The 10,866-nt window shown below is 66.0% G+C and carries 11 protein-coding genes and 1 pseudogene; 5 read left to right on the top strand and 7 right to left on the bottom strand.

Features of this window, described 5'->3' with window-relative positions:
- A partial coding sequence (locus A5652_RS26295) for an acyl-CoA dehydrogenase family protein (RefSeq protein ID WP_232001062.1) occupies window positions 1-378 on the bottom strand: 378 nt, incomplete at its 3' end.
- Between A5652_RS26295 and A5652_RS01645 the strand changes: the two are divergent.
- From A5652_RS01645 to A5652_RS01625, 5 genes and pseudogenes are all read left to right on the top strand, one after another.
- Window positions 343-1,125: pseudogene (locus tag A5652_RS01645) on the top strand (acyl-CoA dehydrogenase); the annotation flags it as partial. The gene A5652_RS26295 and the pseudogene A5652_RS01645 sit on opposite strands and share 36 nt — an antisense overlap.
- Window positions 1,126-1,128: 3 nt before the next feature.
- Window positions 1,129-1,572 (top strand): PPOX class F420-dependent oxidoreductase, encoded by a 444-nt coding sequence (locus A5652_RS01640; RefSeq protein ID WP_067345978.1) that lies wholly within the window; start codon window positions 1,129-1,131, stop codon window positions 1,570-1,572.
- Between the two features lie 24 nt (window positions 1,573-1,596).
- Window positions 1,597-2,655 (top strand): dihydrodipicolinate reductase, encoded by a 1,059-nt coding sequence (locus A5652_RS01635; RefSeq protein WP_067345975.1) that lies wholly within the window; start codon window positions 1,597-1,599, stop codon window positions 2,653-2,655.
- Between the two features lie 178 nt (window positions 2,656-2,833).
- The gene (locus A5652_RS01630) at window positions 2,834-3,262 is read left to right on the top strand and encodes an MmpS family transport accessory protein (protein ID WP_082983730.1); all 429 of its coding nucleotides are present in this window, start codon (window positions 2,834-2,836) and stop codon (window positions 3,260-3,262) included.
- Window positions 3,259-6,186, top strand: coding sequence for an RND family transporter (locus tag A5652_RS01625; protein ID WP_067345970.1), 2,928 nt, complete (start codon window positions 3,259-3,261; stop codon window positions 6,184-6,186). Before A5652_RS01630 ends, A5652_RS01625 begins: the two co-directional genes overlap by 4 nt.
- A gap of 30 nt (window positions 6,187-6,216) precedes the next feature.
- Here the strand turns inward: A5652_RS01625 and A5652_RS01620 are convergent, their stop codons facing one another.
- The 6 genes from A5652_RS01620 to A5652_RS01595 all read right to left on the bottom strand — a co-directional run.
- Window positions 6,217-7,053, bottom strand: coding sequence for a DegV family protein (locus A5652_RS01620; RefSeq protein WP_067345968.1), 837 nt, complete (start codon window positions 7,051-7,053; stop codon window positions 6,217-6,219).
- Between the two features lie 5 nt (window positions 7,054-7,058).
- Window positions 7,059-7,802, bottom strand: coding sequence for a diglucosylglycerate octanoyltransferase (gene octT, locus A5652_RS01615; RefSeq protein WP_067345965.1), 744 nt, complete (start codon window positions 7,800-7,802; stop codon window positions 7,059-7,061).
- Window positions 7,792-8,466, bottom strand: a complete 675-nt coding sequence (gpgP, locus tag A5652_RS01610; protein WP_067345962.1) for a glucosyl-3-phosphoglycerate phosphatase — start codon at window positions 8,464-8,466, stop codon at window positions 7,792-7,794. The genes octT and gpgP overlap by 11 nt, the downstream gene beginning before the upstream one ends.
- On the bottom strand, window positions 8,466-8,858 hold the full coding sequence (gene rsfS / locus A5652_RS01605) for a ribosome silencing factor (RefSeq protein ID WP_067345960.1): 393 nt from the start codon (window positions 8,856-8,858) through the stop codon (window positions 8,466-8,468). The genes gpgP and rsfS overlap by 1 nt, the downstream gene beginning before the upstream one ends.
- Window positions 8,855-9,523: a nicotinate-nucleotide adenylyltransferase gene (gene nadD, locus A5652_RS01600; protein WP_082983729.1), complete on the bottom strand. Its 669-nt coding sequence runs from the start codon at window positions 9,521-9,523 to the stop codon at window positions 8,855-8,857. The genes rsfS and nadD overlap by 4 nt, the downstream gene beginning before the upstream one ends.
- A 230-nt stretch (window positions 9,524-9,753) precedes the next feature.
- Window positions 9,754-10,866 (bottom strand): VWA domain-containing protein (locus tag A5652_RS01595; RefSeq protein WP_067345955.1); only part of this gene is annotated, 1,113 nt, incomplete at its 5' end.

Here is a 10,866-nt window from a genome sequence, read left to right as displayed (position 1 = left end):
GCCCCCGGCGGAAGGCTTGCGCTGGCCCGGCTCGAGGTGGGCGAAGGCCAGCAGCCGCTGTCCGCCCGCGACCTCGTCGAGCAGTTGCTTCTGCTCAGCGCTGCCCAGCTCGGTGATCAGCGCACCGGGCCCCAGCGCGGCGTGCAGCACCGGTTCGGGGGCCAACCGGCGCCCGACCTCGTGAAGCACCACCATGATCTCGATCTGGCCGGACTCCTCCGGCTCGAAGCCGAGACCCAGAATCCCAGTGTCGGCGAGCTGATTCCAGACCTCGCGGCTCCAGCCGAGATCGGAGCCGATGATCTTGTTGCGGCTTTCCGGGTCATAGGTGCGCGACAACAGGTCGCGGGCGGACAGCGGCTGCTGGCCTTCGCCCACCTCGAGCCGGGCCAGCGCAAGCCTTCCGCCGAGGTAAGCACTAAGGCTGCGCAGCAGGGTGATTCGTGGGCGCTGACCGGGCGGAAGAATCCGGTGCTCGCCGGGGACTGCGCCGACACCTTGGTGGTCAGCGCCCGCCTGCCGGACGGCGGCACGGGGCTGTTCCTGGTCGACGCGGCAGCGGTGACCAGGCACCCGTACCGGACGTTCGACGGACAGCGCGGCGCCCAGATCGAGCTGGATTCGACTGCCGCCGAACCGCTCGGCGAGGCGGGCGACGCATCGGGCGCCATCCGCGACGCCCTCGTGCGCATTCAGTCGGGGCTGTGCGCCGAGGCGCTGGGTGCGATGGAGGAATCGCTGCGCCTGACAACCGATTACCTCAAGACCCGCAAGCAGTTCGGCGTCACGCTCAACAAATTCCAGGCGCTTACGCAGCGCGCGGCCGACATGTACGTGTCGCTGGAGATGGCGCGCAGCATGACCCTGTACGCGGCCATGTCGATCGCCGATGGCAACATCGATCCGTTGATCGCCTCGCGGGCCAAGCTGCAGATCGGTCGCTCGGGCCGGCACATCGCTCAGGAGTCGATCCAAATGCACGGCGGCATCGGTGTGACGGCCGAATACCCGGTCAGCCACTACGCCGCCCGGCTCACCGCGATCGAAAACACCCTGGGCACCTCGGGCGAGCACCTGCATAACCTGATTGACCACGTCGGCGACTACGACCTGGCCCGTCTTTAAGGCATGTCCGAGCCCGCGGAACTGAGCCAGAAGGTCATCGAGTTCCTATCGGCCGGCACCCGCACCGGGATGCTGGGCTACCTCGCCGCCGACGGCAGACCGCTCGTCGCGCCGGTGTGGTTCGTGGTCGACGTCGGGCAACACGGCGCCGAGCTGGCTTTCAACACCGGGCGTGACACGTCGAAAGGCCGTGCCCTGGCTCGTGATCCGCGCGTGGTGATCTGCGTCGACGATCCCCATCCGCCGTACTCGTTCGTCCAGGTGCAGGGCGTGGCCACGGTCAGCGAGGATGCGCACGACGTGCTGGACATCGCCACCCGCACCGGTCGCCGCTACATGGGTGCCGACCGCGCCGACGAATTCGGCCGTCGCAACGCCGTTCCCGGTGAACTGGTGGTGCGGCTGCGGCCTACCAAGGTCATCGCAGGATTTGATATCAGCAACTAGTCCGCCCACGGCGAAGGAGCCGCGATGAGCAAGGTAGGAACAGACCGTCCGCTGCGGGTGATCCAGTGGACCACCGGGAACATCGGTCGCCGTTCGCTGCACGCCATCATCGGACGCCCTGACTTGGAACTGGCCGGGGTGTACGCGCATGGCGCCGATAAGGTCGGCGTCGACGCCGCCGACCTGGCGGGCTGGCCCGAACCGACCGGAGTGCAAGCGACCAACGACATCGACGCGCTGCTGGCCCTGGGCGCGGACGCGTGTTGCTATAACCCGTTGTGGCCCAACGTCGATGAGCTAGTGCGGCTGTTGGAATCGGGAGTCAACGTGTGCACCAGCGCCGCGTGGATCACCGGCGGCAAGCAGACGCCGCAGGACTTCAAACGCATCGAGGACGCCTGCCAGAAGGGCAATTCGACGATCTTCGGCAGCGGCGCGCACCCGGGCATGACCAACATGGTGGGCATGGTGCTGTCCGCCTCGTGCGAGCGCGTCGATGAGATCCGGATCACCGAGTCGGTCGACTGCTCGACCTACGAGTCGGCGGAAACCCAGACGGCGATGGGTTTTTCGCAAGATCCCGATACCCCGGGGCTCGCCGAAAACGTCCGGCGGGAAAGCGAGGTCTTCGCGGAGTCGGCCGCGATGATGGCCGACGCGATCGGGGCGAAGCTGGACAAGATGACGTTCGACGTCACCTTCACCGCGGCCACCGACGACTCCGATCTGGGCTTCATGAAGATTCCTGCCGGAACGGTCGGCAGCGTCTACGGCTATCACCGCGGCTGGGTCGGCGACCGCAACGTCGTCAGCGTCGGATTCAACTGGACCATGGGCAGTCACGTCGTCCCGCCCAAACCGCTCGAGCACGGCCACGTCATCCAAGTCTTCGGGTTGCCCAACATGCGCACCGTGCTGCACTGCCTGCCACCCAAGGATTGGACGGAGCCCGGGTTCATGGGACTAGGAATGATCTACACCGCGATGCCGGTTACCAATGCCGTCCCGGCGGTGGTGGCCGCCCCGCCCGGGATCGTGACACTGGCGGATCTGCCACCGGTCACCGGTCGGCTGGTCCTCTAGCGGTTATGCCGTTCGCCACAACTGGCGGCCCCGCGAGGAACGCTTGCGTGCACTAAGGTTAGTATCCCTAACTGAGCAAATGTTCCGTTGACATTGGTGTCGTCGGCGACGGTTGGTGAGCTTTGCGGAAGGCGGTCAGGTGGTGACTAGTCCAGACTCAGATTCCCGCCCCGGCCTCTTGACCCGCGTACTGAGACACGGGTGGATCCCGCTGGTGCTGGTGGTCGTTCTGGCGACCTCGGCGCTGATCGTGTCGCGGCTGCACAGGATCTTCGGTTCGGAGGATCTCAACGCAAACGCCGGCAAGGGGATCGAAATCGTGCAGTTCAACCCGAAGGTCGTCGTCTACGAAATCTCCGGCTCCCCGGGCACGACGGCGAACATCAACTACTGGGACGAGAACGCCAACACGCACCAGGTCAACAACGCCGCGCTGCCGTGGTCGACCACGATCTCGACTACGTTGCCGTCGGTGAGCGCCAACATCATGGCGCAGAGCGACGGCAGCACGATCCGCTGCAAGATCACCGTGGACGGCGTCGTCCGCGACAACCAGAACTCCGATGGCCATAACGCCCAGACCTTCTGCCTGGTGAAGTCCGCATGAGCGATGTGAACAGCAAGACCGAGCGCGACCTGAGCGCCGCCGACACCGGCCCGATCAAAACGGGGCGCCTGTCCAAGGCCGAGCGGGGCCACCGGCCTTACCTGCCCCACGCGATCCGTATCTTCGCCATACCGATCATCTTGGGCTGGGTGGCCATCACCGTGTTGGTGAACGTCATCGTCCCCACCTTGGAGAAGGTCGGTGAGGCGCACTCGGCGCCGATGACACCGCTGGACGCGCCGTCGATGAAGGCGATGATGCGCCTGGGCCACAACTTCCACGAGTTCGACTCCAATAGCACCGTCATGATCGTCCTGGAGGGCCAGCGCCCGCTCGGCCCGGACGCGCACCAGTACTACGACAAGCTGATTCGGCAACTCCGCCAGGATCCCAAGCACATTCAGCACATTCAGGACTTCTGGGGCGACCGGCTCACCGCCGCCGGCGCGCAGAGCGCCGACGCCAAGAGCGCTTATGTGCAGGTGAACCTCGCCGGTAACCAGGGCACGACGCTGGCCAACGAGTCGGTGGACGCCGTTCGCAAGGTCATCGACGAGAACAAGGCGCCACCCGGCGTCAAGGCTTATGTCACCGGCCCGGCGGCACTGTCGGACGACATGCACATCATCGGTAACGCCAGCCTGGCCAAGATCACGCTGTTCACCCTGGGCGCCATCGCGATCATGTTGCTGCTGGTTTACCGGTCCATCGTCACCACGCTCGTGCAGCTGTTCATGACCTTCGTCGCGCTGGCCTGTTCGCGCGGAGTCGTCGCGGTTCTCGCGTACCACAACGCATTCGGGCTCACCACCTTCGCCGCCAACATCCTCACGATGCTGGCGATCGCCGCGGGAACCGACTACGGAATCTTCCTCGTCGGCCGCTACCAGGAGGCGTTGGCCGCCGGCGAGGACCGAGAGACCGCGTACTACACCACATTCAAGGGCGTCGCTCCGGTTGTCTTGGGATCGGGCCTGACGATTGCCGGCGCGACCTACTGCCTGAGTTTTTCGCGGCTGCCGTGGTTCAACACCATGGGCGCACCCGTGGCGATCGGCATGCTGGTCGTGGTGCTGGCCGGCATCACGCTGGGCCCCGCGGTGGTCTTCATCGGAAGCCGCTTCCACCTCTTCGAAAGGCAGGCCAAGCGTGGTCGGCTGTGGCGCCGGGTGGGCACCGCCGTAGTGCGTTGGCCCGCACCGATTTTGGCTGTCAGCGCCGCGATCGTGCTGGTCGGCATGATCGCCCTGCCGAGCTTCCACACGAGCTACAACGACCGCCATTACCTGCCGCTGTCAGCCCCGTCCAACCAAGGACAGGAGGCCGCGAACCGGCATTTCTCCGAGGCACGGATGAACCCCGACCTGTTGATGGTCGAGTCTGACCACGACATGCGTAATCCGGCGGACATGCTGGTGTTGGACCGGGTGGCCAAGAACGAGATGCGCACGCTCGGTATCGCGATGGTCCAGGACATCACGCGCCCGCTGGGCATTCCGATTCAGCACAGCTCCATTCCGTTTCAGAACAGCGTTCAAAGCCAGACCACGATGCAGAACATGGGCTTTCTCAAGGAGCGCATGAACGACATCCTGAAGATGGCCGACGACCTGCAGACCCAGATTGACACCACGCAGCGCCAGTACGAGGTGTCGCTAGACCTGGCAGGCGCCGCCGACGACAGCGCAAAAACCACGGCGGTGACGTCACAGATCACCGACACCCTGCGCGACCACATCGCGGACTTCGACGACACCTTCCGGCCGGTCCGCACGTACTTCTATTGGGAGAAGCACTGCTACGACATCCCGTTGTGCATCGGGTTGCGGTCCCTCTTCGACACGTTCGACGGGTTCGACCAGCTCGCCGAGCAGTTCCACTACCTCACCGCCGACATCGCGCACACCGCCAAAGCCACACACGACCTGAATGCACTGTTCCCCATACTGATCAACACGCTGAAGAACACCAGGGGCATCACGCTGACGCTCTACCAGACGTTCCAGGCGATGATCAATCAGATGGAGGCGATGAGCAACACCGCGATCGTGATGGGGCAAAGCTTCGACAACTCCAAGAACGACGACTTCTTCTACCTCCCGCCGGAAGCCTTTGATAACCCGGACTTTCAGACGGGTCTTCGCATGTTCCTGTCGCCGGACGGCAAGTCGGCGCGGTTCTTCATCACCCATCAGGGCGATCCGATGTCACCGGAGGGCATCGCGCGGGTCGACGCGGAACGCACCGCCGCGCAGGAGGGGTTGAAGCAGTCCTCGCTGTCGGATGCCAGGGTCTACCTCGGCGGAACGGCCGCAACGTTCAAGGACATGGCCGACGGCGAGAAGTACGACCTGATGATCGCGGTGGTGTCAGCCCTGACGCTAATCTTCATGATCATGCTGCTGCTGACTCGAAGTGTGGTCGCGGCGCTGGTGATCGTCGGCACTGCGGCCAGTTCGATCGCTGCGTCGTTCGGTCTGTCCGTGTTGATTTGGCAGGACTTGTTCGGCATCCGGATCCACTGGATCGTGATGGCGCTGTCGGTCATCATCCTGCTGGCCGTCGGGTCGGACTACAACCTGCTGCTGGTCTCCCGGTTCCGTGAAGAGATCCATCGCGGGCTCAAGACGGGGATCATCCGGTCGATGGCAGGCACCGGTGGGGTGGTGACGGCGGCGGGTCTGGTGTTCGCCTTCACCATGGCGTCCATGCTGGGCAGCGATCTGCGCGTGCTCGGTCAGTTCGGGTCGACCGTGTGCATCGGGTTGTTGCTCGACACGCTGATCGTGCGCACGTTGTTGATGCCCTCGATCGCCACACTGCTCGGGCGGTGGTTCTGGTGGCCGCAGGTCGTGCACCCGCGCGGTGACAATGCGCGACGGCCGGTGAACGCCGCTCGGGTTTCCGTACCCAGCTCCTCCTGACCCCGCTGTGCGGGCTCCGTCGTCGCCGACCTAATCCTTCGGGGGTAGCCCGACGCTCACCGCGACGGCGCCCGCGCCGACATGCAACGCGAGCACCGGCCCCAGGTCGGTGATGATCGCCGGCTCGCACGCCGGTAACCGCTCGCCCAGCGCCGTCGCCACTTCTCGTGCGCCGTCCGGATTGTTGACGTGGTGCACCGCCAGTGCGGCGGCATGGTGGCCGACGACCTGACAAACCCGGTCGATCATCGTCTCCGTCGCATGGCTGACCGTGCGGACCCGTTGGGCCAGAACAAGTTTGCCGTCATCGATACGCAACAGGGGCTTGAGCGCAAGCGCGGTGCCCAGCCATGCCTTTGCCCCGCCGATGCGTCCGCTGCGGCGCAGGTTGTCCAGCCGGTGCACCACGATGAAGGCATGTCCCCGGTCCACGGCCCCGCGTGCCGCGGCCATGACGGTCTCGATGTTCCCGCCGTCGGCCGCGGCCCGCGCGGCGGCCAAAGCGACGAAGCCGGTGCCCATCGCGGCCGACTTGGAGTCGACGACGCGCACGTTCGGATCGAGATCGGCCGCGGTGCGTTCGGCGGCCCGGCAGGTGCCCGACAGCGCAGAGGAGATGTGAACGGCCACCACCCCGTCGGCGCCGCTGTCGGCCAGCGCCTGCTGGTACACGTCGGCCAGTTCGGCCGGAGTGGCCGCCGCGGTGGTGGCTGCCAGTTTGTAGATGTCGCCGGGCACGTCGTCGACACCATCACGCAGATCGTTGCCGTCGAGCAAGATGTGCAGCGGAACGACGCGTATACCCCACTTTTCGAGCAGGTCGGCCGGCACGCGTGCCGACGAGTCGGTCACCACCACGACAGTCACGAGCGCTACCCGCGGGGCTTCTCGTCGGGCACCCCGGCTTCGGCCAGCGCCTTGAGCATCAACTCCGCGACCGCCTGGTGTGCCTCGAAATTCCAGTGAATGCCGTCGGGGTTTCCCCGGCCGCTCATAACCTGCTCGGCGACAGCGGCTTTGAGGTCGACCAAGGGCACGTTGTGGTTTTGCGCCCATTCGGTGATGGCGGACACCGTCCCCGCGCGTCCATGGTGGGCGCGGCCGTAGGTGTCGGCGATATGCACCGACGGCAGTGAGGCCACGATCGGGATGCCGGGACGGTTGAAATCGATTGCGCCACGGGTCTGTTCGAGATAGTCGGCGCTTAGGTGCGGAGGCAGGGCCGGCCTGGCGATCGGCGAGAGCCTGGGCTGCAGCCAGCCATAGCCGTCACGGACCCACCGTCGCAGCCAGGGTGGCCGCACATAGCGGATCAGCTCGCGCAGCGCGGTGGGCAGCACCGACGGCAGCGAATCCATGCCGCCGGTGGCGAAGATTACCGCGCCGGCCCTGGGCAGCGCCGCCCAGGCCCGCGGGTCCTGCGTCGCCGCCCACCAGATGTCGCGGCACGTCCATCCGATACGGCCGATCAGCTCGACGTCCCAACCCAGTTGTGCTGCAACGATGTTCGGCCAGATTCGGGGGTCGTCGGCGGGCAGGCCCCCGGTTGGCCCGTAGTAGGCCAACGAGTCGGCGAAAATCAGCAGCGTGGGCTTCGGCCGTTGCTCAGAGGACATCGTTGGACACCTGCGCCGAAGCGTTCCACACATCCAGACGCCAACGGATGCTGTCGAATTCGTCGGTGGGATCGTCGTTATGTCCGGAAAGTTGCACCCAGCTGGCATTGCCCATGCCACCGAGAATCGGCCAGTTGGCGACCGGAAGCTTCAGCAGCGCGGCCGACAACGCGGCGATCAGGCCGCCGTGGGCCACCAGCACCACTGGGCGATCCGGACCGTCGGGGTCACCCCATTCCGGCTCGCCGGACACCAATTCGGCAACCAACGGCACGCTGCGCGCCGCGACGTCGACCCTGCTCTCGCCGCCATGTGGCGCCCAGGTGGCGTCTTCGCGCCAGGCCAGCCGCGCGCCGGGAGCCTGCGCGTCGACCTCGGTGTGGGTCAAGCCCTGCCAGTCGCCGAGATGGGTTTCCCGCAGCCGCTGATCCACCCGGATCGGCACGCCGGTCACCTCCCCCAGCCTGATCGCGGTGTCGTAGGCGCGGTGCAGATCCGACGACGCGATCAGCAACGGCTGCAGCTTGCCGAGCACCTCGGCGGCCGCAACCGCCTGGGCCCGCCCGAGCTCGCTGAGTTCGGAATCCAGCTGGCCCTGCATCCTGCTGCCGGCGTTGAACTCGGTTTGCCCGTGCCGCAACATGATCAGACGACGAATTTTCATTACGCGCCCGGCTCTCCGGAGTCGTCACGGCCCTCGTCGAGGTCTACCGGCACCACCGGGCAGTCACTCCACAACCGGTCCAGGGCATAGAAGTCCCGATCTTCCTGGTGCTGGATGTGAACGACGATGTCGCGATAATCCAGGAGCGTCCAGCGGCCTTCCCGGGTGCCCTCACGACGGGCCGGCTTGTAGCCGGCCTTGCGCATCTTCTCCTCGACCTCGTCGACGATGGCGTTGACCTGTCGCTCGTTGGACGCGGAGGCGATCACGAAGCAGTCCGTGATGGCGAGTTGGGCCGAGACGTCGATGACGACGACGTCGTCGGCCAGCTTCGCGGCGGCTGCGCCGGCGGCCACCGTCGCCATGTCGATGGCCTCGTCGGTGGCGCTCATGGGTGTTCCCCTGTGGTCAAGCGAGTTTCGTTCACGATCACCGGCGGCCCCTCGCCGTCGCGGTAGAGCCGGCGTTTGGAGACGTACTGCACCACACCGTCGGGCATCAGGTACCACAGCGGCCGGCGCTGCGCGGCGCGGCGACGGCAATCGGTCGAAGAGATGGCCAGCGCCGGGATCTCGACCAACGTCAGCGCGTGCTCCGGCAGTTCGCCCAGCACGCCCGTGATGTGTTCCCGCCGCAGCTCGTAGCCGGGCCGGCTGACGCCGATGAAGCGCGCCAGCTCGAACGCCGTCTCCCAGCCCTCCCACGAGAGGATGGAGGCCAGCGCGTCGGCCCCCGTGATGAAGTACAGCTCGGAGTCCGGGTTGAGGGCATGCAGCTCGCGCAGCGTGTCCTTGGTGTAGGTGGGCCCGGCGCGGTCGATGTCGACCCGGCTGACCGTGAAGCGGGGATTGGACGCCGTAGCGATCACCGTCATCAGATAGCGGTCCTCGGCAGGAGAAACATGCCGCTCCTTCTGCCAGGGCTGGCCGCTGGGCACGAACACCACTTGATCGAGGTCGAACAGGTCGGCGACCTCACTGGCGGCAACCAGGTGGCCGTAATGGATGGGGTCGAACGTCCCACCCATCACTCCTAGCCTGCGAAGCTGCTTTTGCACGATTTGCCAGCTTACTTGAGCCGGCGTTACGCCCCGATTTCCCAGGCGTTGGCCACATGCGCCACACCAACCTCTGCTGCGTGCGGCATGTGTGTGCCCGACTCATAGCGACAGATGCCGCCGTGACACCCGCGACCCCCGGTGTCGCAACGAGGCGGGCACAAAGAACATCGCCTGTTGCCTCCGGGGACGCGTGTGGCGGATGTGAAACGACACGGGACCCTCCACCCCTACACCGGCAGCAGTTGGTCGATCACCGCGGCCAGCTGCTTGGCCGACCGGCACTCGTGCATCGGGATGACGTCTTGGTAGCGCGGCACCGCCGAGTCGCCGCTGCCCCACAGATGCTTGGGCTCGGGATTCAGCCAGTGCGCGTGCCTGCTGGCGGTCACCATGTGGGACAGCAGCTCGGTCTCCGGATTTCGGTAATTGGTACGGCCGTCCCCGAGCACCAGCAGCGAGGTACGCGGTGACAGCACATTGGGGAACGCCTGAATGAACGACGCGAACGCGTTGCCGTAATCGGAATGGCCGTCGCGGCTGTAGACGCCCGACTCCCGGGTGATCCGCTGAATGGCCACGGCCAGGTCGGCTTCCGGGCCGAACATGTGGGTCACCTCGTCGGTCGTGTCGATGAAGGCGAACACGCGGACACGCGAGAATTGTTGGCGCAGAGCATGCACCAGGAGCAGGGTAAAGTGGCTGAACCCGGCGACCGAGCCGGACACATCGCACAGCACCACCAGTTCCGGCCGTGCCGGACGCGGCTTGGCCAGCACCACGTCGATCGGGACTCCGCCGGTGGACATCGACTTGCGCAGCGTCTTGCGCATATCGATCGACCCGGCCCGGGCGCGTCGCCGGCGGGCCGCAAGCCGGGTCGCCAGCGTGCGGGCCAGCGGTGCCACCACCCGGCGCATCTGACGCAGCTGCTCACCGGAGGCGCGCAGGAATTCCACATTCTCGGAAAGCTGTGGTATGCCGTACATCTGGACGTGATCGCGACCCAGCTGCTCAGCGGTGCGCCGTTTGGTCTCGGAATCGACCAGCTTGCGCAATTGGGTGATCCGCTGCGCGGCAAGCGCTTTGGCGATCTCCTCCTGGCTGGGAGTGGGTTCGTCGCCGTACGAGGCGAGTAGGCCGGCCAGCAGCTTGCCCTCGAGCTCATCGAGCGCCATCGCCTTGAGCGCCTGGTACGACGAGAACGACGGGCCGCGACTGGAGCTGTATTTCCCGTAGGCCTCGACGATCCGAGCGATCATTGCGACCAGGCGCTCGTCCATGTCGGCGAGATCGGGGTTCTCGGTCAGCAGGTCCACCAGCATCTGGCGCATCGCCTCGAC

Origin of the sequence: Mycobacterium sp. 1165178.9, from assembly GCF_001673555.1 — a bacterium.
Lineage (GTDB): Bacteria > Actinomycetota > Actinomycetes > Mycobacteriales > Mycobacteriaceae > Mycobacterium.
Note: the sequence above shows the minus strand (reverse complement) of the source record. Positions and strands in the feature narration are given on the sequence as shown.